This is a genomic window from Achromobacter aegrifaciens, assembly GCF_902859965.1.
In the GTDB taxonomy this organism is placed as follows: Bacteria; Pseudomonadota; Gammaproteobacteria; order Burkholderiales; family Burkholderiaceae_B; genus Achromobacter; species Achromobacter aegrifaciens.
On sequence record NZ_CADIKO010000001.1, the window covers coordinates 2134836 to 2158280 of the forward strand.

General features: G+C 65.9%; 22 protein-coding genes. 17 read left to right on the top strand and 5 right to left on the bottom strand.

Features of this window, described 5'->3' with window-relative positions; all coding sequences use genetic code 11:
• Positions 1 to 9 precede the first annotated feature (9 nt).
• On the top strand, positions 10 to 1242 hold the full coding sequence (locus tag HV793_RS09945; protein ID WP_175213074.1) for a dihydrolipoamide acetyltransferase family protein: 1233 nt from the start codon (positions 10 to 12) through the stop codon (positions 1240 to 1242).
• Positions 1243 to 1364: 122 nt separating this feature from the next.
• Positions 1365 to 2561, top strand: a complete 1197-nt coding sequence (locus HV793_RS09950) for an ABC transporter substrate-binding protein (RefSeq protein ID WP_054457651.1) — start codon at positions 1365 to 1367, stop codon at positions 2559 to 2561.
• Positions 2562 to 2587: 26 nt separating this feature from the next.
• Here the strand turns inward: HV793_RS09950 and HV793_RS09955 are convergent, their stop codons facing one another.
• Positions 2588 to 3478 carry a LysR family transcriptional regulator gene (locus tag HV793_RS09955; protein WP_054457650.1) on the bottom strand — a complete coding sequence of 297 codons (891 nt, stop codon included), beginning with the start codon at positions 3476 to 3478 and terminating at the stop codon, positions 2588 to 2590.
• 192 nt (positions 3479 to 3670) lie between these two features.
• Between HV793_RS09955 and HV793_RS09960 the strand changes: the two genes are divergently transcribed.
• The 11 genes from HV793_RS09960 to HV793_RS10010 all read left to right on the top strand — a co-directional run bounded on the left by HV793_RS09960 (position 3671) and on the right by HV793_RS10010 (position 16326).
• A complete protein-coding gene (locus tag HV793_RS09960) occupies positions 3671 to 5140 on the top strand; it encodes an NAD-dependent succinate-semialdehyde dehydrogenase (RefSeq protein ID WP_175213075.1) in 1470 nt (489 codons plus the stop codon).
• A 17-nt stretch (positions 5141 to 5157) separates the two neighbouring features.
• Positions 5158 to 6789, top strand: a complete 1632-nt coding sequence (locus HV793_RS09965; RefSeq protein ID WP_175160870.1) for a GMC family oxidoreductase — start codon at positions 5158 to 5160, stop codon at positions 6787 to 6789.
• Positions 6790 to 6832: 43 nt separating this feature from the next.
• Positions 6833 to 8035: an ABC transporter substrate-binding protein gene (locus tag HV793_RS09970; RefSeq protein ID WP_054457647.1), complete on the top strand. Its 1203-nt coding sequence runs from the start codon at positions 6833 to 6835 to the stop codon at positions 8033 to 8035.
• 78 nt (positions 8036 to 8113) lie between these two features.
• Entirely contained in the window at positions 8114 to 9028 is a 915-nt protein-coding gene (locus tag HV793_RS09975) for a branched-chain amino acid ABC transporter permease (protein ID WP_082401234.1), read from the top strand.
• Positions 9025 to 10791 carry a branched-chain amino acid ABC transporter ATP-binding protein/permease gene (locus tag HV793_RS09980; RefSeq protein WP_175213076.1) on the top strand — a complete coding sequence of 589 codons (1767 nt, stop codon included), beginning with the start codon at positions 9025 to 9027 and terminating at the stop codon, positions 10789 to 10791. Before HV793_RS09975 ends, HV793_RS09980 begins: the two co-directional genes overlap by 4 nt.
• A 9-nt stretch (positions 10792 to 10800) precedes the next feature.
• Positions 10801 to 11523, top strand: a complete 723-nt coding sequence (locus HV793_RS09985) for an ABC transporter ATP-binding protein (protein ID WP_054457644.1) — start codon at positions 10801 to 10803, stop codon at positions 11521 to 11523.
• A gap of 10 nt (positions 11524 to 11533) precedes the next feature.
• A complete protein-coding gene (locus tag HV793_RS09990; RefSeq protein WP_054457643.1) occupies positions 11534 to 12724 on the top strand; it encodes a CaiB/BaiF CoA transferase family protein in 1191 nt (396 codons plus the stop codon).
• A gap of 11 nt (positions 12725 to 12735) precedes the next feature.
• Complete coding sequence (locus HV793_RS09995) at positions 12736 to 13689, top strand: hydroxymethylglutaryl-CoA lyase (RefSeq protein ID WP_054457642.1); 954 nt, start codon at positions 12736 to 12738, stop codon at positions 13687 to 13689.
• A gap of 70 nt (positions 13690 to 13759) precedes the next feature.
• Positions 13760 to 14545, top strand: coding sequence for a 2-oxo-tetronate isomerase (gene otnI / locus HV793_RS10000; RefSeq protein WP_054457641.1), 786 nt, complete (start codon positions 13760 to 13762; stop codon positions 14543 to 14545).
• 112 nt (positions 14546 to 14657) lie between these two features.
• A complete protein-coding gene (locus HV793_RS10005; protein WP_175213077.1) occupies positions 14658 to 15638 on the top strand; it encodes a Bug family tripartite tricarboxylate transporter substrate binding protein in 981 nt (326 codons plus the stop codon).
• A gap of 112 nt (positions 15639 to 15750) precedes the next feature.
• A complete protein-coding gene (locus HV793_RS10010) occupies positions 15751 to 16326 on the top strand; it encodes a hypothetical protein (RefSeq protein WP_054457639.1) in 576 nt (191 codons plus the stop codon).
• A gap of 31 nt (positions 16327 to 16357) precedes the next feature.
• On the opposite strand, the gene HV793_RS10015 is transcribed toward HV793_RS10010, so the two are convergent.
• Positions 16358 to 17263: an EamA family transporter gene (locus HV793_RS10015; protein ID WP_082401233.1), complete on the bottom strand. Its 906-nt coding sequence runs from the start codon at positions 17261 to 17263 to the stop codon at positions 16358 to 16360.
• A 43-nt stretch (positions 17264 to 17306) separates the two neighbouring features.
• Complete coding sequence (locus tag HV793_RS10020; protein ID WP_082401232.1) at positions 17307 to 17951, bottom strand: LysE family translocator; 645 nt, start codon at positions 17949 to 17951, stop codon at positions 17307 to 17309.
• A 192-nt stretch (positions 17952 to 18143) separates the two neighbouring features.
• Between HV793_RS10020 and HV793_RS10025 the strand changes: the two genes are divergently transcribed.
• From HV793_RS10025 to HV793_RS10040, 4 genes are all read left to right on the top strand, one after another.
• On the top strand, positions 18144 to 18605 hold the full coding sequence (locus HV793_RS10025; RefSeq protein ID WP_054457638.1) for an Lrp/AsnC family transcriptional regulator: 462 nt from the start codon (positions 18144 to 18146) through the stop codon (positions 18603 to 18605).
• Between the two features lie 117 nt (positions 18606 to 18722).
• Entirely contained in the window at positions 18723 to 19250 is a 528-nt protein-coding gene (locus HV793_RS10030; protein WP_054457637.1) for a DUF4142 domain-containing protein, read from the top strand.
• Positions 19243 to 19617, top strand: coding sequence for a cupredoxin domain-containing protein (locus HV793_RS10035; protein WP_054457636.1), 375 nt, complete (start codon positions 19243 to 19245; stop codon positions 19615 to 19617). The genes HV793_RS10030 and HV793_RS10035 overlap by 8 nt, the downstream gene beginning before the upstream one ends.
• 21 nt (positions 19618 to 19638) lie before the next feature.
• The gene (locus HV793_RS10040) at positions 19639 to 20331 is read left to right on the top strand and encodes an RNA polymerase sigma factor (RefSeq protein ID WP_175160886.1); all 693 of its coding nucleotides are present in this window, start codon (positions 19639 to 19641) and stop codon (positions 20329 to 20331) included.
• A gap of 91 nt (positions 20332 to 20422) precedes the next feature.
• Here HV793_RS10040 and HV793_RS10045 read toward each other — a convergent pair whose 3' ends face one another.
• The gene (locus HV793_RS10045) at positions 20423 to 22789 is read right to left on the bottom strand and encodes a copper-transporting P-type ATPase (protein ID WP_425321799.1); all 2367 of its coding nucleotides are present in this window, start codon (positions 22787 to 22789) and stop codon (positions 20423 to 20425) included.
• A 128-nt stretch (positions 22790 to 22917) separates the two neighbouring features.
• Positions 22918 to 23313, bottom strand: a complete 396-nt coding sequence (locus tag HV793_RS10050; RefSeq protein WP_175182012.1) for a hypothetical protein — start codon at positions 23311 to 23313, stop codon at positions 22918 to 22920.
• Between the last annotated feature and the right edge of the window lie 132 nt (positions 23314 to 23445).

A 23445-nucleotide genomic window follows, 5' to 3' on the forward strand; every position in this document is an offset into this window, starting at 1 on the left:
GAGTAAGACATGGATATCGAGGTCGTGATGCCCGCCATAGGCGCGGGCACGACGCAGGGCAAGATACTGCAGTGGCTGAAGCAGTCCGGCGACACGGTCAAGGTGGGCGATATCCTGGCCGAGATCGAGACCGACAAGGCCGTCATAGAACTGGAAGCCCTGGACGATGGGGTGCTGGACTGCATCCATGTGCCCGCGGGCGATGCCGAGGTACCGGTAGGCGGCGTCATCGCGACGCTGCTGCGCCGGGGCGGTGCGATGCAGCCGGCCGCCAGTCCGCCACCGGCAATCGCGAACCCGCCAGCAGCGGCTCCCCAGGCCGTCACGCGTCCTGCCCTTGCGGCCGATCTGCCGTCCGGGGATCGTTCGGGCCTGGCGGAGCAGCGCCTGTTCGCCAGCCCATCCGCGCGACGCCTGGCGCGCGCGCTGGGCGTGGACCTGCACACGCTTTCCGGCAGCGGCCCGAACGGCCGCATCGTACGGATCGACATCGAGAATGCCGCCGCGGCATCCGCACAATCCGGGGCTACCCCCGCCGCGCCGGTCTCCAGCGCCGGCTTGCAGCCGCACAGTTCCATGCGCGCCACCATCGCGCGCCGCCTGGTGCAGTCCAAGCAGCAGGTGCCGCACTTTTACCTGACGGTGGATTGCCGCATGGACGCGCTGCTGGCCGCCCGTGCCGCATTGAATGCGCGCGGCGAGTCTGCGCGTGAGCCCATGCGCCATTCCCTTAACGATCTGCTGTCGATGGCGGTGGCACGGGCGGCCGGCCAAGTCCCGGGCATCAATGCGCAATGGACGGACGAAGGCATCGTGCAGCTGGGCCAGGTGGACCTGAGCATCGCCGTGGCGCTGGAGTCCGGACTTATCACGCCCATCGTGCGCAACGCGAACCGGAAATCCCTGCGCGAGCTCTCCACCGAGATCGCGCAGTTGGCGGAACAGGCGCGCCGTGGCCGTTTGCGACCCGAACAATACGAAGGCGGCAGCCTCACGCTGTCGAATCTGGGCATGCATGGCGTGCGCGAGTTTGCCGCCATCATCAACCCTCCCCAAAGCGTCATCCTGGCCGCGGGCGCCGTGGTCAGGCAGCCGGTGGTCGACGGCGACGACATCCGCGTGGGCCACGTCATGAGCCTTACGTTGTCGGCGGATCACCGCGTGGTGGACGGCGCGCTGGGCGCGCGCTTCCTGGGGGCGGTAAAGCAATTGCTGGAGAATCCGATCGAATTGATTCTCTAGCGTCCTGGGCGGGACCTGGACGATATCCACGGCATCAGCGCGCAGGGTGGACCGCGAACGGCGCACAGACCGATGGCGGAAGCAAGTCGAAGCAGCATTACATCTAGTCAGGAGACAAAGTAATGAGTAAGCAGAAGCAGCTAATCCGCATTGCCTGCGCGGCGGCCTTCGTGGCCCTGGCGCCGGGCGCCTGGGCGCAGGCCGACATCAAGATTGGCTACAACAGCGATATGTCCGCCAGCGGCTCCGCCGACTTCGGCGTGTCGGCCCTCTCCGGGGCGCGGCAGGCCGCCGAGGAGATCAATGCGGCGGGCGGGGTGCTGGGCCGCAAGCTGGTCATCGTGCCGCGCGACGACGTGGGTTCGCCGCCCAAGTCGATCCAGAACACCAACGAACTCGTGGACAACGAGAAGGTCGTGGCAATGCTGGGTGGGGTGAACTCCGGCAATATGCTGGCCTGGCTGCACATCGTGCAGCAGAAGAAGGTGCCGACGATTTCGCCGTCCGCCACGGCCACGGAGATCACCAACCGCTATGGCAAGGAGCCGGCCAACTACGTCTTCCGCGTGTCCATGCGCGACCTGGACCAGATCACGCTCCTGGCGGCCTACGCCGCCAAGGCCACCAAGAACAAGAAGATCGCCATCATCGCCGACACCACCGGGTACGGGCAGCAGGGCGCCAAGGATGCGGCGCATGTGCTGAGCCTGTACGGCATCACGCCCGTGGCCAACGAGAAGTTCGGTCCCAAGGACACGGACATGTCGTCGCAGCTGAACAAGATCAAGGCCGCGGGCGCGGACACGGTCATCGTGTATGCGCTGGCTGACGCCAACGGCCACCTGATGCGCAGCCAGGAAAAGATCAATTACTTCCCGGTCACGCTCGGCTCCTGGGCCAACCTCAGTCCGCCGTTCTTGCGTATCGCGGGGCCGGAGCTGGCCAAGAAGATGATCTTCACCGCCTCCATCACCGAGGATTCCACGCCGCAATCGCGCGCGCTCTACGACGCCATCATCAAGAAGGACGGCAAGCTGCCGACATATGTGTTCGCGGCGCACGCTTATGACTCGGTCAAGATCCTGGCGGCGGCGATGACGCAGGCCAATTCCACCGACGGCGAGAAGGTGCAGCAGGCGCTGGACAAGCTGGGTAAGGTAGACGGCGTGATCAAGACCTACGCGCCGGCCTTCACCAAGGAAAACCACGAAGCGCTGTCGTACCGCGATTTTCGTCTGGTGCGCTGGATCGATGGCAAGGTGGTCACGGTCGACGACGAAGTCAGCCGCAGCATCAAGCCGGACGAACTCAAGCAGTAGGGTGGCAGGCAGGCGCCGGCCCGGGTTCAGGGCTGGCGCTTGCTCAGGTGGTTCACGAAGAGCTTGGCAGCCGTGGGCAGGGCGTCGAAGGAGCGCACGCAGATCTGGATCTGGCGCCGCGCCCAGGGTTCGGTCAGGGGAATGATGCGGATGTCGAACATGGCCGAGTAGCGGCGCGCGATGTCCAGCGGCAGCACGCCTATGCCCAGCCCCGAATTCACCATGAAGCACAGCGCGTCGAAGCCGGTGACCTGCACCTTGAGCTGGATGTTGCGCTTTTCATCGCTGGCGGCGTTGGACAGGATGCGGTTGATGGCGCTGCCGCGGTGCAAGCCGACGAAATCGTGTTCCAGCGCGTCGGCGAAGCGAAAGCCCGGCCTGTCCCGCAGGGGATGGTCGGCGGGCACCACCAGCGCCAGCGTGTCCTCGCGGTAGGGGTGGATTTCCACGTCGTGGTCCGGCGCGGTGCCGGAAAAGATGCCTACGTCGGCTGCGTTTTCGGCGACCGACTTGATGATGGTCGAGGTGATTTTCTCTTCCAGGTCGACCTGCACGTTGGGGTAGTCGTTCAGGAAGAGCTTGATGTCCTGGGGCAGGAACTGGGTGATCGCGGATATATTGGCGTGCACCCGGATGAAGCCCCGCAGGCCGCGCGAGTAGTCGCGCATGTGGACCGAGATTTCATCCAGTTCGTGCAGGGCGCGCCGCGCCATGGTGGACAGCGCGACGCCGGCCGGCGTGGGACGGATGCCCTTGTTGGTGCGGATGAGCAGCCGGATCTTGAGGTTCTCTTCCAGCTCGCTGATCCGCTTGCTGATGGCGGCCGCGGCGATGTGCTCGTGTTCGGCCGCTGCGGCGATGGTGCCTTGCTCGACCACGCTGATGAAGAGCTTGAGGGAGGTGGGATCGAGACGCATGGCGGGACGGGCGGGAAAGCGGACGAGAAGTTCCATTGTAGCCATGGGCAGGCTTGTCATCGCGGATGGTGATGGCGGCATCGCTAATGACTGCTGTTGCGCAGGCGGGCGCCAGGGCTATCCTCCCCAAAAAATTTCGCCCGGCCCCCCAGCGCGGACCGTGCGGAGCATGATGGATGGAGCGCGAGACAAATGAATCTGCAGAATAGCCAGCTGCTGCGGCAGCAGGCCTACATCGGCGGCGCCTGGTGCGACGCCGACAATGGCGCCACCATTACGGTGCGCAATCCCTTTGACGCCAGCGTGCTGGGTACGGTGCCTAATCTGGGCCAGGCCGAGACGGCCCGCGCCATCGCGGCCGCCGATGACGCCCTGCCGGCCTGGCGGGCCAGGACGGGCAAGGAGCGCGGCGCCATCCTGCGGAAATGGCATGCCCTGATCGAGGCGCACGCCGACGACCTGGCGCTGCTGCTGACGCTGGAGCAGGGCAAGCCGCTGGCCGAAGCCCGCGGCGAGCTGAATTACGCCTTGTCCTTCGTCGAATGGTTCGCGGAAGAAGCCAAGCGCGTGTATGGCGACGTGCTGCCCCATACGCGCGGCGACCAGCGCATGCTGGCCATCCGGCAACCCGTGGGCGTGTGCGCGGCGATCATCGCCTGGAACTTTCCCTCGGCCCTGGTCACGCGCAAGGTCAGTCCGGCGCTGGCCGCCGGTTGCACGGTGGTGCTCAAGCCATCCGAGCTGACGCCGTTCACTGCGCTGGCGCTGGCCTGGCTGGGCGAGCAGGCCGGCATCCCGCCCGGCGTGCTCAACGTGGTCATCGGCGACCCCGCGCCCATCGGCACGGAGCTGACGCAGAACCCCACGGTGCGCAAGCTGACCTTCACCGGTTCCACCCAGACGGGCCGGCTGCTGATGCAGCAAAGCGCTTCCAACATCAAGAAGCTGTCGCTGGAACTGGGCGGCAACGCGCCCTTCATCGTGTTCGAGGACGCCGATCTGGACGAGGCCGTGCAAGGCCTGGTGCAGTCCAAGTTCCGCAACGCCGGCCAGACCTGCGTATGCGCCAACCGCGTCTACGTCCATGCCAGCGTCGCAGACGCCTTCAACGACAAGCTGCTGGCGGAAATGCGCCGCATGAAGGTGGGCGGCGGGCTGGAAGAAGGCGTTACGCAAGGACCGCTGATCGACCAGCGCGCGGTGGACAAGGTGGCCCGCCTGGTGGACGACGCCACGGCGCGCGGCGCGCGCCTCCTGGCGGGCGGCAAGCTGCGCGAGCCGGGCACGCTGCTGTATGAGCCGACCCTGCTGGCCGGCATCACGGATGTCATGGAGCTGGCGCACGAAGAGATCTTCGGCCCGGTGGTGGGCATCAGTACCTTCGAATCCGAAGCCGCCGTGCTGGCGCGCGCCAACGATAGCGCCTCGGGCCTGGCCGCCTATTTCTACACCGCCAACCTGGAGCGGGTCTGGCGCATGATGGAAGGGCTGGAATATGGCATTGTCGGCGTGAACACCGGCGCCGTGTCCAATGAGGTCGGCCCCTTCGGCGGCATCAAGGAGTCGGGCGTGGGCCGCGAGGGTTCCAAGTACGGCATCGAAGAGTTCCTGGAAATCAAGTACGTCTGCCTTGCCGGCAAGTCGTTCAACGCGATTCCCTGACGCCCGCGGATCCAGACATGAGCCAAGCACAGCCTTCCCTCCGCGACGCGGATCAGTTCGACTATGTGATCGTGGGATCCGGCGCGGCCGGCTCCATCCTGGCCAACCGCCTGAGCGCGGACGGCTCGACGGTCTGCGTGCTGGAGGCCGGCCCGCCGGACCGCAGTCCCTACCTGCACATACCCGCCGGCTTCATCAAGGCGGTCTTCAACAAGAAGTACGCCTGGCAGTTCTCCAGCGAAGGCACGGCGCAGACCAACGGACGGCGCGTGCCGATTCCGCAGGGCCGAACCTTGGGCGGGTCTACTTCCATCAACGGCCTGGTCTACAACCGCGGCCAGGCGGCCGACTTCGACCACTGGGCCGCGCTGGGCAATACCGGCTGGTCCTATGACGAGGTGCTGCCGTACTTCAAGTCCATGGAACGGCGCGTGGGCGGCGACGACCGCTACCGCGGCCGCAAGGGCGAACTGCCGGTCACGGACATAGACTGGATCCACCCCCTGTGCGAGGCCTTCATCGCCGGCGCGGTGGAACAGGGCATCCCGCGCAACCTCGACTACAACGGCGCGGATCAGGCCGGCGTGGGCTACTTCCAGCGCACCATAGACCGCGGCTGGCGCATGAGCACGGCCAAGTGCTTCCTCAAGCCCGCCATGGGCCGCAAGAACCTGGAAGTGCGTACCTACGCGCAGGCAACCCGCATCCTGTTCGATGGCGGCAAGGCTGCTGGCGTGGCCTATTGCCACCCGGCCCACCCTTCGCAGGTCCGCGCGGTGCGCGCACGCCGCGAAGTGATCGTGTCCTGCGGCGCGATCAACACGCCCAAGCTGCTGCAGCTGTCGGGCCTGGGACCGGCGGACCTGCTGCGCCAGCACAACATCGACGTGGTGTGCGACCTGCCGGGCGTGGGGGAAAACCTGAGCGACCACTATTCGGTGCGGGTCGTGGCGCGCGTGAAGAACAGCCAGACCATGAACCAGCTTGTCAAGGGCCTGAGCCTGGCCGGCCAGATCAGCCGCTGGATGATGAAGCGTCCCAGCATCATGGCGCTGAGCCCGTCGCTGCTGCATTACTTCTGGAAGTCCACGCCTGACCTCGCCTTGCCTGACCTGCAGGGCGTGTTCACGCCCGCCAGCTACAAGGAAGGCTATGTGGGCATGCTGGATGACTTCCCCGGCATGACCGCGGGCGTCTGGCAGCACCGGCCCGAGAGCCGCGGCCAGGTGCGCATCCGTTCGGCGGACCCGCTGCAGGACCCCGTGATCCTGGCCAACTACCTCGAAAACGAGCGCGACCAGATGACGCTGGTACGCGGCATCCGATTGGCGCGTCAGCTGCTGCGTTCGCAAGCGCTTTCGCAGTATTTCGACAGCGAGGTTCTGCCCGGTCCGCTGTGCGAATCCGACTCCGAATTGCTGGACTTCGCGCGCCGCTATGGCGTGTCGTCGTATCACGTCAACGGCACGGCCCGCATGGGCCAGGCCGATGACAAATACGCAGTGGTCGACCCTCAGTTGCGGGTGCACGGCGTGGGCAATCTGCGCGTCATCGATTCCTCGGTGATGCCGGCCATGCCGTCGGCCAACATCTGCGCGGCCACGATGATGATCGGCAACAAGGCCGCCGACCTCATCAAACAATCCTGAATTGCCAATCAGCGGTCACCAGAGTGATCCAGAAGGAGACAAGATGTACTTCAAGCATTTCCCCAAGACCATGAAGTCCCTGCTGCTGGCGGCGGCGCTGGCGGGCGCCAGCGGCGCCGCGCTGGCCGACGACATCAAGATCGGCTTCAACAGCGACATGTCGGCCACCGGCTCGGCGGACTTCGGCATTTCCGCGCTGGCCGGCGCGCGCCAGGCGGCCGATGAGCTGAACGCGGCTGGCGGCGTGCTGGGCAAGAAGGTCGTCATCGTCGAGCGCGATGATGTTGGCGCGCCGCCCAAGGCCATCCAGAACACCAACGAACTGGTCGACAACGTCAAGGTCAACGCCATGCTGGGCGGAGTCAACTCCGGCAACATGCTGGCCTGGCTGCACCTGGTGCAGCAGAAGAAGATTCCGACGATCTCGCCCGTGGCCACCGCCACCGACATCACCGGCCGCTACGCCAAGTCGCCCGCCAACTACGTGTTCCGCGTGTCCATGCGCGACCGCGACCAGATCGCGCTGCTGGCGGCCTACGCCGCCCGCGCCAGCAAGAACGGCAAGGTCGCCATCATCGCCGACACCACCGGCTACGGCCAGCAAGGCGCCAAGGACGCGGTCGAGATCCTGGCGCTGCACAAGATCACGCCCGTGGCCAACGAGAAGTTCGGTCCCAAGGACACGGACATGTCGTCGCAGCTGAACAAGATCAAGAGTTCGGGCGCCGACACGCTGATCGTCTACGCGCTGGCGGATTCCAACGCGCACGTCATGCGCAGCCTCGAGAAGATCAGCTACTTCCCGACCACGCTGGCTTCCTGGGCCAACCTGAGCTCGCCGTTCCTGCGCATCGCGGGTCCCGAGCTGGCCAGCAAGATGATCTTCACGGCGTCGATCACCGAAGACTCCTCGCCCGAGTCCAAGGCGCTGTATGACACGCTGATGAAGCGCGACGGCCGCGTGCCGACCTACGTCATGGCCGCGCAGGCCTATGACTCGGTCAAGCTCATTGCCGCCGCCATGGAGCAGGCCAAGTCGACCGAAGGCGAAGCCGTGCAAGCCGCGCTGCAGAACCTGGCGCAGGCCAAGGGCGTCATCAAGACCTACGAGAAGCCGTTCACAGCGGAAAGCCACGAAGCCCTGTCGGTGAAGGACTTCCGCCTGGTGCGCTGGATCGACGGCAAGGTGGTGTCGGTGGATGACGAATACACCCGCGCCATCAAGCCGGAAGACCTGAAGCTGTAAGAAGGCGCGGCAACGAGAAAGATCTCTCCCCGGTGCGCGGAGGCGCGCCGGGGAGTCGTCAATAGGGGGGCATCCAGCATGCAAATACTACAAGCCATCTTGAGCGGGCTGGCCATGGGCAGCGTCTATGCCCTGGTCGCGTTCGGGTTCAGCATCACGTACACCACGACCAAGACCTTCAACTTCGGACAGGGCGCATTCCTGGCGCTGGCCGGCCTGATCGGCATCAGCGCCATCCTGCTGGTCAGCCAGGGCAAGCTGATCGGTTTTCCGAATCCGGAGGACGTAACCTGGGGCACGTTCCTGTTCGCCCTGCTGGCCGCCATGCTGGTCCTGAGCCTGCTGGGCTACGTGCTCTACATCACCGCCATCCGCCACTTCGTGGGCGAGGCGGGGCTGTCCTGGGTGATGAGCACCATCGGCTTTGGCATCATCATCCAGAACCTGGCGCTGCTGGTCTGGGGCCCGGCGCCCATCGCGGTGGCGTCGCCGCTGGGCGAGGGCATCATCACGGTCCTGGGTACCGGCGTGCGGCCGCAGGAAATCCTGGTGTTCGGCACCACGCTGGCGCTGATGATCGTGTTCGACTGGGCCTTGCACAAGACCAAGATGGGCAAGGCGGTGCGCGCGGTGGCGTTCAGCAAGACCGCCGCCAGCCTGATGGGCATCAATGCCAACGCGGTTGCGATTGCCGTGTTCGCAATCAGTTCGGCGCTGGCCGCGATCGCCGGCGTCATGGTCGCGCCGATTGCCACCGCCTCGGTGTTCGTGGGCACGCTGCTGTCGCTCAAGGCCTTTTCGGCCGCAATCCTGGGCGGGCTGGAGAATCCGCGCGGCTGCATTTTTGGCGGCTTTCTGATCGGGCTGCTGGAATCGCTGATCGGCCTCTGGTATTCGAACCTGCGCGAGATCGCGGTGTTCGCGCTGATCATCGTGGTGCTGTATTTCCGCCCGGCCGGCATCCTCGGTCGCGTGCATGCGGAGAAAGTATGAAGCTCTCCAAAATCCTCATTCCGCTGGTCATCGCGGCGCTTGCCATCGGCTACGCCTATTCGGGCCTGAATGACTTCTATCTGCTGATCCTGTTCAACATCGGGGTCTATTACATCGCTGCCACCGGCTTCAACATCCTGGTCGGCCAGACCGGGCAGAAGTCGCTGGGCCATGCCGGCCTGTTCGGCGTCGGCGCCTACACGGTGGCGCTCCTGACCGTGAACTACCAGGTCGATCCCTGGCTGGCGCTGGGCTGCGCCGCGGTTGTTTCAGCGGTCTTCGGCGTGGTGATCGCCATTCCGGCGCTGAAGGTCAAGGGGCCGAGCCTGGCGATGGTGACCATCGCCTTTGGCCTTCTGATCGAAAAGATCGTGTCCGAATGGACCGACGTGTTCAAGGGGCAGGAAGGCTTCTACGGCATCACCGGCCTGACCTTCGGCGGCGCCACGCTGGACAGCCGCCAGTGGGTGGTGGTGGTCGTGGTGTTGGGCCTGGCGCTGCACGCCATGACCTCGCTGCTGTTGAACGGCCGTTTCGGCCGCGGCTTCGCCGCGGTGCGCACGTCCGAGATTGCGGCGGAGAGCGTGGGCATCAGCGTTTACCGCTTCAAGATCCTGGCCTTCGCCATCAGCGCCATCACCTGCGGCATCGCGGGCGGCCTGGTGGCGCAGCAGAACCAGTACATCAATTCGGACTTCGTCAATTTCAACCTGTCGGTGTTCTTCCTGGTGCTGGTGCTGTTCGGCGGCCGCACGCCGGGGGGCTCTTTCCTGGGCGCGGTGGTGCTGACGGTGATCGACGCCATGCTGGCGCGCTGGCCGGAAGTGCAGCATTTCGCCTATGGTCTGATCCTGCTGTTCGCGCTGTACGCCATGCCGGAAGGGCTGGCGGGCCTGCTGGCCAAGGTGCTGCCCAAGCGCGGCCAGCGCGAGGCGCTGGCTGCCGAGGCGGGCGCCGCCGACTGGACGCCGGCGCCTCCTGCCGACCGCGGCGGCGCGGCGTCCGGCTTCCTGGAAGTGAAGGACCTGTACAAAGCCTTCGGCGGCGTGGTGCCTACCAACAAGGTGTCGTTCTCGCTGGAGCGCGGTTCCGTCGTGTCGCTGATCGGCCCCAATGGCGCCGGCAAGACCACCACCCTGAACCTGCTGTCGGGCCTGGTGGTGCCGGACGCCGGCAGCATCCGCTTCAAGAACCGCCAGATGGTCGGCTTGTCTCCCAATGAGATCGCTGCGTCCGGCATTGGCCGCACGTTCCAGAACCTGAAGCTGTTCGACGGGCTGAGCGCGCTGGAGAACGTGATGGTGGGCTTCTACCGGGTGCAGAAGTCCAGCTTCTTCTCCAACCTGCTGGGCTTGCCCGGCAGCCTGGCCGAAGAGCGGCGCATCCGCCGCCAGGCCTACGCCATTCTCCGGTTTTTCGAGCTGGATCGCTACGCGGACGATGCCGCCAACAGCCTGCCTTACGGCCTGCAGCGCCGCCTGGAAATCGCCCGCGCGGTGGCGGCCATGCCGGACCTGCTGTTGCTGGACGAGCCTGCCGCAGGCCTGAATCCAGCGGAAACCGACCAGCTTACGGACCTGATCGTGAAGCTCAAGAACATGGGCCTGACCATCCTGCTGATCGAGCACCACATGGATCTGGTCATGGCCATTTCCGACCATATCGTGGTGCTGGACTACGGCGTGAAGATCGCTTCGGGCCTGCCGAACCACATCCAGGAGAATCCGAAAGTCATCGAAGCCTACCTGGGCGCGCCGGCATAGGAGACCGCAATGAGCCGTTTACTGGACATCAAGAACCTGGCGGTCAGCTATGGCGCCGTCAATGCCCTGAAGCAGGTGTCGCTGCATGTGGACACGAACGAGATCGTGACCATCATCGGTGGCAACGGCGCGGGCAAGAGCACCATGATGCGCGCGCTGTCGGGCATCGAAAAATCCACTGGCGACATCGCGTTCGCCGGGCAGGACCTGGGCGGGATCAGCGCGCACAAGCGGGTGGGGCTGGGTATCGCCCACGTGCCGGAAGGGCGCCAGGTGTTCCCCGACCAGACCGTCTACGACAACCTGATGCTGGGTGCGTTCCTGCGCAAGGAATCGCCCGCTGAACTGGCTGCGGAGATCGAGCAGTGCTTTGCGATGTTCCCGCGCCTGAAGGAGCGCCGCGCGCAATACGCGGGCACGCTTTCTGGCGGCGAACAGCAGATGCTGGCCATCTGCCGCGCCTTGATGAGCAAGCCGCGCATCCTGATGCTGGACGAGCCCTCGCTCGGACTGGCGCCGCTGATCGTGGCCGAGATCTTCAAGATCATCAAGTCGCTGAAAGAGCGCGGCATGACGATCCTGCTGGTCGAACAGATGGCCAACCAGGCGTTGGCGATCTCCGACCGCGCATATGTCCTGGAAGTGGGCTCCATTGTGATGGAGGGCACGGGCCAGGAGTTGTTGGCCAGCGAGCGCGTGCGCGAGGCCTATCTGGGCAAACACAAGAGCTGACGAGGCAATCATGTCATCCAAACCATTGAGCGGGATCCGAGTGCTGGAGTTGGGCCAGCTGATCGCCGGACCGTTCGCCGCCAAGATGCTGGGCGAATTCGGCGCCGAGGTCATCAAGATCGAACCGCCCGGCAAGGGCGATCCTCTGCGCAACTGGCGCCTGATCCACGACGGCACTTCCGTCTGGTGGCAAGTGCAGTCGCGCAACAAGAAGTCGGTCAGCCTGGACCTGCGCAAGCCCGAGGCGCAAGACCTGATCCGGTCCCTGGTCAAGGACATCGACGTGGTGGTCGAGAACTTCAAGCCCGGCACCATGGAAGGCTGGGGCCTGGGCTGGGAAGAACTGCGCGCCATCAACCCGCGGCTGGTGATGCTGCGCGTGTCCGGCTACGGCCAGACGGGTCCGTACCGCGATCTGCCCGGGTTCGGCGCCATCGGCGAGGCCATGGGCGGCCTGCGCCACCTCAGCGGCGAGCCTGACCGCACGCCGGTGCGCGTGGGCGTGTCCATCGGCGATTCGCTGTCGGCGTTGCACGGCGTCATCGGCATCCTGCTGGCGCTGCGCGCGCGCGACCAGAATGGCACGGGCCAGATGATCGATGTGGCGCTGTATGAATCCGTCTTCAACATGATGGAGAGCCTGCTGCCCGAGTATTCGGTGTTCGGCGAGATCCGCCAGCCGGCCGGCAGCAGCCTGCCGGGCATCGCGCCCAGCAACGCCTACCGCTGCCAGGACAACAAGTACGTGCTGATCGCCGGCAATGGCGACAGCATCTTCAAGCGCCTGATGGGCGTGATCGGCCGGCCCGATCTGGCCGATGCGCCGGAACTGGCGAACAACGCCGGGCGCGTGAAGCACGTGGTCATGCTTGACGACGCGATTTCGCAATGGACCGGCCAGCATCCGCTGGACCTGGTGCTGGAGCGCTTGAATGACGGCCAGATTCCCGCGGGCAAGATCTATGACGTGGCCGATATCGCGGCCGACCCGCACTACCAGGCGCGCGGCATGATCCTGGACGGCACGCTGCCTGACGGCACGCCCGTGCAGGTGCCGGGCATCGTGCCCAAGCTGTCGGAAACTCCGGGCGAAGTGCGCAGCCCGGCGCCCGCCCTGGGCCAGGACACCGACCAGGTGCTGGCCGGGCTGGGCATAGGCGAGGCGCAGCGCCAGGACTGGCGCGCGCGCGGCATCATCTGAGGAAGGCAGCCATGAATGTGACCAACCCCGGAACCACTGCCAGCCGCCCGCGGCTGTACATCCAGGAAGTCGCGCCGCGCGACGGCTTCCAGAACGAAAAGCAGTTCATCGAAACCCAGGACAAGATTGCCTTCATCAACCGGCTGTCCGCCAGCGGATTCGCCAAGATCGAGGCCACGTCCTTTACCTCGCCCAAGGCCATTCCCGCCTTGCGCGACGCCGAGATCGTGATGCACGAGATCGAGCGCAATCCGGACGTCGTCTACACCGTGCTGGTGCCCAATGTGCGCGGCGCGCAGCGGGCGCTGGAGTGCAAGGTGGACGAGGTCAACCTGGTGATGTCGGTCAGCGAGACCCATAACCGCGCCAACCTGCGCATGACGCGGGAGCAGTCGTTCGAGCAATTGAGCGATGTGGTCAATGCGGTGCGCGGCAGCCGCGTCGCCATCAACGTGTCGCTGTCCACCGTGTTCGGCTGCCCGATGGAAGGCGACATCAATGCTTTCGAGGTGTTCGAACTGGTGGGACGCTTCGCGGCGCTGGGGGTGGACGGGGTGACGCTATGCGACACCACCGGCATGGCCTATCCCACGCAGGTCGGCAAAATCGGGCGCGAGGTCCGCAAGCTGTTCCCGGGACTGACCACCACCATGCACTTCCACAATACGCGCGGCATGGCGCTGGCCAATACGCTGATGGCCATCGAGGCCGGCATCGACCGCTTCGACGCATCGCTGGGCGGATTGGGCGGCTGCCCGTACGCGCCGGGGGCCAGCGGCAACGTCTGCACCGAGGAACTGGTGCACATGCTGGAACTGATGGGCTACGACACCGGCGTGGACCTGGACGCCATACTTGGCGTATCGGCGACCTTGCCCGCGCTGGTGGGGCACGACATCCCCAGCCAGCTGCTCAAGGCGGGACCGCGGCTGACCCTGCACCCGGCGCCCGACTTCGGCGCCTAGCGCTGCGGCGATGGCGGGGCGGGCGGTTGTGCTAATTTCCATGCATGCCGCCCGGTCCGGAGCCTCCGCCATGTTGAAGTTCGCCGCCAATCTTTCGATGATGTACACGGAACACGCGTTCCTGGACCGCTACGCGGCCGCTGCGGCGGACGGGTACGCCGGCGTGGAATGCATGTTTCCCTACGAGGCTCCGGCCGCCTTCGTGCGCGAACGCATGGACGCAGCCGGCGTGACGCAGGTGCTCTTCAACGCGCCGCCCGGCGTGGCCGCCCGCGGCGATCGCGGACTGGCCGCGCAACCGGGACGGCAGGCGGAATTCCAGGCGGGCATCGAACAGGCGCTGTCCTACGCTACGGCGCTGGCCTGCCCGAATCTCCATGTGATGGCGGGCCTGGTCCAACCCGGCGCATCGCGCGAGGCCATGCTGGATTGCTATCGCGAGAACCTGGACTGGGCCGCGCGCCAGGCGCGTTCGGCGGGCGTCACCGTGTTGATCGAACCCATCAATACCCGCGACATACCCGGCTATTTCCTGAACCGCCAAGACGAGGCGCATGCCGTGGTGCAGGCGGTCAATGCGTCCAACCTGAAAGTGCAGATGGATCTCTACCACTGCCAGATCGTCGAGGGCGACCTCACCATGAAGCTGCGCGAATACCTGCCCACGGGGCGGGTCGGCCATCTGCAGATCGCCGGCGTGCCGCTGCGCCAGGAGCCTGACCGTGGCGAACTGGACTATGGCTGGGTGTTCAATGTGCTGCGCGAACTGGAATACGGCGGCTGGATAGGCTGCGAGTACCGGCCGGCCGCCGGCACGTCGGCCGGCTTGCGCTGGCTTGCCGCCGCGCGCACCTGACGCCGGTCCTGATGCTTGGACTGCGGGTTTTTCCTGTGATGTGCGCCAGCGTCCTGCGTCCGATAATAAATCATTAATATGTTAAATAAATAGGCAGGCGAGGAGAGCGCACATGTTCAAAGGCATACTGCATCGCGCCTTGCTGGCGGCGGCGCTGGCAGGGGCTGCAATCGTCCCGGGCCAGGCTGCGGCGGCCGGGTTTCCCGATCATCCGATCCGCTGGCTGGTGCCGTTCAGCGCGGGCGGGGGTAGCGACATCGCCACCCGCATCGTCGCCAAGCACGTGGGCGACGCGCTGGGCCAGCCGGTGGTGGTGGAAAACCGTCCGGGCGCGGCCACCATCGTCGCCGCCCAGGAAACCGCCCGCGCCGCGCCTGACGGCTACACCCTGCTGACGGCGGGGATGAGCACCCTGGCGCTGAACCCCTGGCTGTATCAGAAGCTGCCCTACGATCCAGGGAAGGACCTGACCCCCGTTTCCACGCTCGTGTCGCTGCCCATCGTGCTGGTGGTGTCGCCCGATACCCAGATGCATACGCTGGCCGACGTGAAGGCATACCTCAAGCGCGACAAACCGGGCAGCTATGCGTCCCTGGGCGTGGGCAGCCCCCATCACCTGGCCATGGAGCTGTTCCTGGATACCGTCCAGGGCCGCGCCACGGCCATTCCCTACAAGGGCACGCCGCCCGCCCTGCAGGACGTGGCGTCCGGCGTGGTGCCGATGATGATGGCCGATCTGGCCGCCGCCCGCCCGCTGATCCAGGCGGGCAAGCTGCGCGCCATCGCGGTGCCGGCCGCGCAGCGCTCCGGGCAATTGCCCCAGGTGCCGACCTTCGCCGAGGCGGGCGGCCCGGCATTCGAGGCTGCTGCCTGGCAGGGCGTGGTGGCGCCCGCGGGCACGCCGGCGCCGGTGGTGGAGAAACTCAGCCAGGCCATCGAGCAGGCCTTGCGTTCGCCAGAGGTGGCCGAGCAATTGAAGCTGCAGGGCATGGAGCCCACGGGCAGCACGCCGCAGGCCTTCGCGGACTATGCGCGCAAGGAATACGAGCGTTGGGGCGCGGTGATCCGGAGCAAGAACATTTCCGCCAACTGACGGCGGACGGTAACAGCCGCCGCAAGGTGTAACCGGCGCGTTCGCGCCCGCGCCGCGGGCGTACGATAAAGACACGTATATCCTGCCCGGCAGCCCGGGCAAGGAGCACATCATGTCTCTGATCGTAGCAGCCCGGTTCGAGGGTTTCGAAGCGGCGAACGCCGCGGCCGAGCGCCTGTCCGCCAGCGGTTTTCCAGACTGGGACATCAATACCTTCTACGTCAATCCGGCCGGCGAGCACGGCCGCTACCCCTTGGGCGGCGACCGCCGTTCCGACCCGGACTCGGGACGCGCCGATATCGGCGCTTTTCTGGGGGCGGGCGGGGTGGGCGCAGGTTTCGCGGTGTTTGGCGGGTTCGTGATGTCCGAGATCAGCGATTCCACGCCACTGATCCTGGCCGCGGCCGGGGTCGGCGCCTATCTGGGATCGCTCTTCGGCGCGCTTTGGGTGACGGGCCACGGCAGCACCCAGCATGGCCACTTCAATCCTGATTCCCATGCCGAGATCCGGCAGGCCGGCGTGATGGTTGCCGTGCGCACGCGGCCGCAGCGCGAAATGCTGGCGTGCCGCATCCTGCGCGATGCCGGCGGCGCGGACGTGGAACACGCCAACGGCCGCTGGCGCAACAACCACTGGGAAGACTTCGATCCGCTGGCGCCGCCCCGCCGCGAGATCGGATTCGGCTGAAACGGCCTTGGGCGGCGGCGCGCGTCCGCGCTCAGTCCGGCGCGGGCGTGGGGGCGGTGTTTTGCCGGCGGGCGGTGGCCGCGCAGCCTGCGGACGCGACGATGATCCCGCAGATGGCCAGCCATTGCGTTTGCGACAGCTGCTCGTTCAGTACGATCACGCCGGCCAGCGCGCCCATGGCGGGCTCCATACTGAGCAGCACGCCGAAGGTCTTTTGCGGCAGGCGCCGTAACGCCACCATTTCCAGCGAATAGGGCAAGGCGCTGGATAGCACGCCCACCGCGATGCCGGCCAGGATCAGGGTCGGATCCAGCAGGGCGGCGCCGGCATGCGCTGCACCTATGGGCAGCGCCACCAGCGTCGCCGCGGTCAGCCCAAGCGACGTGGCCTGTCCGCCATGCACGTTGCCGGCCATCTTGCCGAAGATGATGTAGAGCGCCCAGCACACCGCCGCGCCCAGCGCAAAGGCGATGCCGACGGGATCCAGGTCGTGCACCGATTGTCCCGTGGGAATCAGCAGTACCAAGCCGGCGATGGCGCAACCGATCCAGACGAAGTCGATGGCGCGCCGCGACAGCGCTACGGCCAGGGTCAACGGGCCGATGAATTCGATGGCAATGGCCACGCCCAGAGGCAGCGTGCGCAAGGCCATGTAGAACAGCAGGTTCATGCAGGCCAGCGTCACGCCATACAGCGCGATCTTGGCCGCCGCCTGGCGCGTCAGCGGAAAGCGCCACGGGCGCCAGATCGCCACCAGGATCAGCGCGCCGATGGCGATGCGGTAGGCAGTCGTGCCCTGCGCGCCGACCATCGGGAAGAGGGACTTGGCGAACGAGGTGCCGACGCATAGCGAGGCCATCGCGCCGATCAACGACAGGATGGGGAGCAGGGTGGAGGACGACGCGTTGCGTCCGGTATTCAGGGTTGCGGCGGTCATGGCGATGGCGGAAAAGCGGAATGCGTAGGGAACGGCGGCAGGTTCAGGGCGTCAGGTGTGCGGCGGTGGAGTAAAGCACATACAGCGCCAGCCCAAGCATGACGGCGCCAAGCAGGCCTTGCTGCATGCGCAGGAACCAGGGATTGCGCCCCACCCAGCCGCGGATGCGCGAGGCGCCGTAGGCAAAGAAACTGCCGTAGGGCAGGCTCAACACTTTCATCGTCACGCCCAGCACAAGCATCTGCACCCAGACCGGCCCGTTGTCCGGCGTGGTGAACTGCGGCAGGAAGGCGATCATGAACAGCAACACCTTGGGGTTCAGCAGGTTGGTCGTGAATCCTTGCCAGAAGGCGTCGCGCGCATCCCCGGGGCGTGCGGCCAGCGATACGTCGGCCGAGCGCGCGCAGCGGACGATGGCCTTGATGCCCAGGTAGCCCAGGTACAGGCCGCCGGCCGCCTTGATGCCCATGAACAGTGACGGAAACGCCTGCAGCACCGAGGCCAGGCCCAGTACCACCGCCGGCACCTGGATGAATCCGGCGGCGACGTTGCCCAGGACGCTGTGGAAGGCGGGCCGGAAGCCCTGCGTCATGCCTCGGGACAGGGTCAGCGCCATGTCGGGGCCAGGCGTGAGCTTGAGCGCCGCGTCGGCGGCGAGGAACAGCAGGAAAAGCTGGAGTGACGGCATGATACGAGGGGCGGACGTACCCGCGGCGCGGGCAGAGGGCTCTCAGTGTAAGCAAGCCTGCTGAATAATTCCTGCATCGCGGGACGCGGAAATGAAGTTTCCCGTCAAAATGGGGCCGGATTCCGGCGCGGCCGGGCTTAGAATCTGTTGGCGAGTCCTTTCCAGCCCGTTTCCAGCCGTTCCGAGACCCTTATGGAACTAGACGATTTCGACCTCCAGATCCTGCAAAGCCTGCAGGAAGACAACCAGCGCACCAGCCAGGAAGTCGCGCAGCGCGTGAACCTGTCGCCGGTTTCCTGCCTGCGCCGCATGAAGCGGCTGCGCGAATCCAAGGTGGTGCTGGGTGACGTTTCCGTGGTCGATCCCGCCGCCGTGGGCCGCGGCATCATGATGGTCGTGCTGGTGACGCTGGAGAGCGAACGCGCCGACAAGCTCGACCAGTTCAAGCGCGCCATGCAGTCCGCGCCGGAAATCATGCAGTGCCTGTCGGTGACGGGCGAGGTGGATTTCGTCCTGACCATCACCATGCGCGACATGGCCGAATACGAGGCCTTCGCCCAGCGCAATTTCTGGGGCAATCCCAACGTCAAGCGCTTTTCCACGCTGGTGGTGCTGAACCGCGCCAAGTACGGCATGGCGGTGCCGGTGGGCTGATTTCTCCGTATGTTTTCTGCGCCGGAACGCGGCGCGTTTTCGCGACATCCAACCCCATAAGCAGGCAAGATTCCTGGCCATTCCGGCCGCGCCTGCATCCAGGGTTTGGGGGATGAGATGAAAGCGATTCAAGCAAGATGGTTCTATGCGCTGGCCCTGGTGAGCTGCGGGGTATTTGCCCATGGCAACGGGCCGACGGATCCGCAGATCGCGGCGATCGTGGTGGTGGCCAACCAGGTCGACATCGACGCCGGCAAGCTGGCGCAGGATAAGACCGGCAACAAGGATGTCCGCGAGTTCGCCACGCTGATGGTGACCGACCATGCCGCCGTCAACAAGTCGGCCGGCGAACTGGTGCAGAAGCTGAAGGTCACCCCCGAACCGAACCCGACCAGCGACAGCCTGCAGCAGGGCGGCGACAAGAACCTTGCCGCGCTCAAGGGCATGAGCGGCGCCGCCTTCGACAAGGCTTATGTGGACCACGAAGTGGCCTATCACGAGGCGGTGATCCAGGCGCTGGACACGACCCTGATTCCGGGCGCCCACAACGCGGAGTTGAAGGCCTTGCTGGTCAAGGTGCGGCCCGCGTTCATCGCGCACCTGGAGCATGCCAAATCCCTGCAAAAGAGGCTCAACGGTGGCTGAAAGAACGACCCCCGGAGCGCGCGGGTCCGGACGCGCAAGCCTGGCCGCGCTGGCTGCGGGCCTGTTGCTGGCGGGCGGGTTGGCCGCCGCCCAACAGAACCCAGCCGGCACCCGGCTGGCCGAACATGTGGTGACCATCGAAGGGATGCAGTTCACGCCCGCGACGCTGGCCGTCAAGCGGGGCGACAAGGTCACATGGATCAACAAGGACCCCGTCCCGCACACCGCCACCGCGGTTTCCAAGGCCTTCGACTCAGGGGTGATCGCAGCCGGCGTGTCCTGGACCTACACTGTCCGAGAGGAGGGCAGCAGCGCCTACTTCTGCCTGTTCCATCCGACGATGCAGGGCACCTTGATTGCGCAATGACGCATGGCGGAGGTCAGACTCATGACTGCACTTGCGGCGCTGGCGTTACGGCGGGCCGAGGATGAAGACCTGGCGCTCGCGCACCGTATCGCGGCAGGCGAGCAGACCGCATTCGAATTGATGATGCGGCGGCACAACCGGCGGCTCTACCGCCTGGCGCGCGCCACCCTGCGCAACGATGCCGACGCCGAAGATGCCTTGCAGGAAGCCTACCTGGCAGCCTATCGGAACATGGCCGCGTTCCGCGGCGAGTCGACGCTGTACACCTGGCTGACACGGCTCTTGCTCAACGAATGCTACGGCCGGCTGCGCAAGCACAGCCGCCGCGAGGCGCTGTTGCCCATCGCCGACGACATCGAGAAAGAGGTTGATGCGATGACCATCAACGACTTCAACCCGCCTTACCACGCCGCTGCCCGAGCCGAGCTCAGGGGCCTGCTCGAAGCGCGGCTGGACGCCTTGCCGGTCTCGTTCCGGACCGTGTTCGTGCTGCGCTCGGTCGAGGAACTGTCCGTCGAGGAAACGGCGCACTGCCTGGGCATTCCCGAGGCCACCGTCCGCAGCCGCCACTTTCGCGCCAACGCACTGCTGCGCGAAGCGCTGGTGCGGGATGTGGGGGTGATGGAGAAGAGTCTGTTTGAGTTCGATGGGGATGATTGCGACAGGGTGGTGGCGGGGACGCTGGCGCGGTTGGGTGAGTGTTCCAAAAGCTAGGTAAATTTTGATAAGTACCGACTTGTTGGAACAACTCGTAGGCGCGGACGAACGACGTCAAGTAAAGAGATTTCCCTGCAGTGTGGGGCGCTTATTTTTCGCCCCGCAACCTTAGCGCATTGAATATCACCGAAGCCGAACTCAAACTCATCGCCAGCGCCGCGATCATCGGCGACAGCAGCCAACCCGTGAACGGATACAGGACGCCCGCCGCTATCGGCACGCCGATGCCGTTGTAGACAAAGGCGAACATCAGGTTCTGCCGCATGTTGCGCACGGTGTCGATCGAGATCTGGCGCGAGGCGGCGATCCCGCGCAGGTCGCCCTTGACCAGGGTCACCTGGCCGCTGTTCATGGCTACATCGGTGCCCGTGCCCATGGCCACGCCCACGTCGGCGCGCGCCAGCGCGGGGGCGTCGTTGATGCCGTCGCCCGCCATCGCCACCACGTGGCCGTCCTTCTGCAGTTTTTCCACCAGCGCCAGCTTGTCGGCCGGCTTGACCTCGCCGTGCACCTCGTCGATGCGCAGCGCGGCGCCGACGGCGCGGGCGGTGGTCAGGCCGTCGCCTGTCGCCATCACGATGCGCAGGCCGCTGTCGTGCAGGTTCTGGATGGCTTCATGCGTGCTGGGCTTGATCGGGTCGGTCACCGCCAGGATGCCGGCGAACTGGCCGTCCACGGCCAAATGCATGATGCTGGCGCCTTCGCCGCGCAGGCGCTCGCCGTCCGCGCGCAGCGCGTCCACCCGCACGCCTTCCTGCTCCATCAGGGCGGTGTTGCCCAGCGCCAGGCGCTTGCCTTCCACCGTGCCGCGCACGCCTATGCCGCTGCCGGAATCGAAGTCCTCGGCCTTGGCCAGCGCCAGGCCCTGGGCGCGCGCCGCGCTGACGATGGCGTCGGCCAGCGGGTGTTCGCTGCCCTGGTCCAGGCTGGCCGCCAGGCGCAGCACTTCGTCGGGCGTATATCCGGGGGCGGCGATGGCGGTGTCGAAGGCTGGCTTGCCTTCGGTGAGCGTTCCGGTCTTGTCCACGATCAGCGTGTCCACCTCGCGCATTTTCTCGATCGCGCCAGCGTCGCGGAACAGCACGCCCTGCGCCGCGGCGCGGCCCGTGGCCACCATGACCGACATGGGCGTGGCCAGCCCCAGCGCGCAGGGGCAGGCGATGATCAGCACCGCGACCGCGTTGATCAGGCCGTACACCCAGCTAGGCTCCGGCCCGAAAAAGCCCCACACCAGCAGCGTGGAGATCGCCACCAGCACCACGGCAATGACGAACTTGCCCGCCACCACGTCCGCCATGCGCTGCATGGGCGCCTTGGAGCGCTGGGCGTTGGCGACCATCTGCACGATCTGCGCCAGCATGGTGGCCGCGCCGACCTTCTCCGATCGCATCACCAGGGTGCCGCTGGTGTTGAGGGTGGCGCCGATCAGCTTGTCGTTCTCGCGCTTGCTGACGGGCACGGGCTCGCCGGTAAGCATGGACTCGTCCACGGCGCTGCGGCCTTCGGTGACGACGCCGTCCACCGGGATCTTCTCGCCGGGCCGCACGCGCAGCAGGTCGCCCACATGCACATGGTTCAGCGGCACGTCTTCCTCGCTGCCGTCAGCGTTGATACGCCGCGCCGTCTTGGGCGCCAGGCCGAGCAAGGCCTTGATCGCGGCGGACGTCTGCGAACGCGCCTTCAGCTCCAGGATCTGTCCCAGCATGGTCAGCGAAATGATGACCACGGCGGCTTCGAAGTACACCGCCACGCGGCCCATCGATACAAAGGAATCCGGGAACACGCCCGGCGCCAGCGTGGCGACCACGCTGTAGATGAAAGCCGCCGCCGTGCCCAGGCTGATCAAGGTCCACATGTTCGGGCTGCGATGCACAAGGGATTGCCAGCCGCGCACGAAGAAGGGCCAACCCGTCCAGAACACCACCGGCAGGGATAGCGCCAGCTCCAGCCAGCTCTGGGTCGCCATGTCGAACCAGCCCAGACGATGGCCAAACATGGCCATCACGGCGACGATGAGGGTCAGGGGCAACGTCCACCAGAAGCGGCGCTGAAAGTCCTTGAGTTCGCTGTTGTCTTCCTCGTCCAGCGGGATGAGCGGTTCGAGCGTCATGCCGCATTTGGGGCAGTTCCCGGGGTGATCCTGGCGGATCTCCGGGTGCATGGGGCAGGTGTAGATCGTGCCCGCGGGGACATCGGTGGCGGCATCGGCGGGCGCGGCTGGGAGCGCGGTGGCATCGTCGTGGCCCGCGTGGCGCTTGCCGTGATCATGATGCTGGTGCGCATCATGGCCGCCGTATGCATGCGCAGCCTGATCCTCTGGCTGTCCCTGCGGCACCAGATGCATCTGGCACTTCGGACAGCGTCCCGGATGGTCCTGGCGGATTTCCGGGTGCATGGGACACACGTAGAGCGTGCCGTCTTTCGATGCCGCGTCGCCGTGACGAGAGTGATTCATACCCATCCCTTTCGAGTACTGGTGTGATCCTTCGTGCGCCTATTATGCCCAGGCTGGGGTGTTTGCGGCGCAACCGCTGGCCGCAGTGGTATCGCCGCGGAGCCGGCCGCAGCGATGGCCCATGGCGATCAGCCCTTGGCCGCCGGGGAAGTCGCGGGTTCCGCCGCCGAGGGTGCATCACCCGCCGGGTTCATCATCGATCCCATCATCTGGCGGCAACCTTGCATGTCGGCGCCATTGGCGGGCATGGACTTCATGTGGGCGGCCATCAAGGCCTGGCGCTCTTCGGGCGTCTGGGCGGCGGCCATTTTCTGGTGCATGCCGTTCATGGCCTGCATGTGCGCCTCCATGTTCTTCATCATGCCGGCGTCCGGCGCCATTTGCGGCTTCGTGGCCGATTCGCCCGCCGCAGGCGACGCGGGATGATGCGTGGCATGGTCGCCGTTCCCCGCCTGAGCGTGGGCCGCGCCGAGCAATCCCAGGCTCAACGCGCACGCGCTGAACAAGGTGGTCAGGGTCTTCATGGTCAGCTCCTTTCTGTGGTCTGGAAGTGCATTAACTCCAGTTTGGAGTGCTGACCGGGGCGAGGAGGTTACGCGCGGATTACTTTTTTGTAATGTTGCGGGGCAGGCGGGCGTACATCCGACACGATGTGG

Coding starts and splice junctions, on each gene's coding strand:
- HV793_RS09995 (WP_054457642.1), top strand. CDS start 12,736: ATGAATGTGACCAACCCCGGAACCACTGCCAGCCGCCCGCGGCTGTAC.
- HV793_RS09985 (WP_054457644.1), top strand. CDS start 10,801: ATGAGCCGTTTACTGGACATCAAGAACCTGGCGGTCAGCTATGGCGCC.
- HV793_RS10030 (WP_054457637.1), top strand. CDS start 18,723: ATGAAAGCGATTCAAGCAAGATGGTTCTATGCGCTGGCCCTGGTGAGC.
- HV793_RS10010 (WP_054457639.1), top strand. CDS start 15,751: ATGTCTCTGATCGTAGCAGCCCGGTTCGAGGGTTTCGAAGCGGCGAAC.
- HV793_RS09950 (WP_054457651.1), top strand. CDS start 1,365: ATGAGTAAGCAGAAGCAGCTAATCCGCATTGCCTGCGCGGCGGCCTTC.
- otnI (WP_054457641.1), top strand. CDS start 13,760: ATGTTGAAGTTCGCCGCCAATCTTTCGATGATGTACACGGAACACGCG.
- HV793_RS10025 (WP_054457638.1), top strand. CDS start 18,144: ATGGAACTAGACGATTTCGACCTCCAGATCCTGCAAAGCCTGCAGGAA.
- HV793_RS10020 (WP_082401232.1), bottom strand. CDS start 17,951: ATGCCGTCACTCCAGCTTTTCCTGCTGTTCCTCGCCGCCGACGCGGCG.
- HV793_RS10015 (WP_082401233.1), bottom strand. CDS start 17,263: ATGACCGCCGCAACCCTGAATACCGGACGCAACGCGTCGTCCTCCACC.
- HV793_RS10050 (WP_175182012.1), bottom strand. CDS start 23,313: ATGAAGACCCTGACCACCTTGTTCAGCGCGTGCGCGTTGAGCCTGGGA.
- HV793_RS09960 (WP_175213075.1), top strand. CDS start 3,671: ATGAATCTGCAGAATAGCCAGCTGCTGCGGCAGCAGGCCTACATCGGC.
- HV793_RS10005 (WP_175213077.1), top strand. CDS start 14,658: ATGTTCAAAGGCATACTGCATCGCGCCTTGCTGGCGGCGGCGCTGGCA.
- HV793_RS09970 (WP_054457647.1), top strand. CDS start 6,833: ATGTACTTCAAGCATTTCCCCAAGACCATGAAGTCCCTGCTGCTGGCG.
- HV793_RS10045 (WP_425321799.1), bottom strand. CDS start 22,789: ATGAATCACTCTCGTCACGGCGACGCGGCATCGAAAGACGGCACGCTC.
- HV793_RS09955 (WP_054457650.1), bottom strand. CDS start 3,478: ATGCGTCTCGATCCCACCTCCCTCAAGCTCTTCATCAGCGTGGTCGAG.
- HV793_RS09965 (WP_175160870.1), top strand. CDS start 5,158: ATGAGCCAAGCACAGCCTTCCCTCCGCGACGCGGATCAGTTCGACTAT.
- HV793_RS10040 (WP_175160886.1), top strand. CDS start 19,639: ATGACTGCACTTGCGGCGCTGGCGTTACGGCGGGCCGAGGATGAAGAC.
- HV793_RS09975 (WP_082401234.1), top strand. CDS start 8,114: ATGCAAATACTACAAGCCATCTTGAGCGGGCTGGCCATGGGCAGCGTC.
- HV793_RS09980 (WP_175213076.1), top strand. CDS start 9,025: ATGAAGCTCTCCAAAATCCTCATTCCGCTGGTCATCGCGGCGCTTGCC.
- HV793_RS09990 (WP_054457643.1), top strand. CDS start 11,534: ATGTCATCCAAACCATTGAGCGGGATCCGAGTGCTGGAGTTGGGCCAG.
- HV793_RS09945 (WP_175213074.1), top strand. CDS start 10: ATGGATATCGAGGTCGTGATGCCCGCCATAGGCGCGGGCACGACGCAG.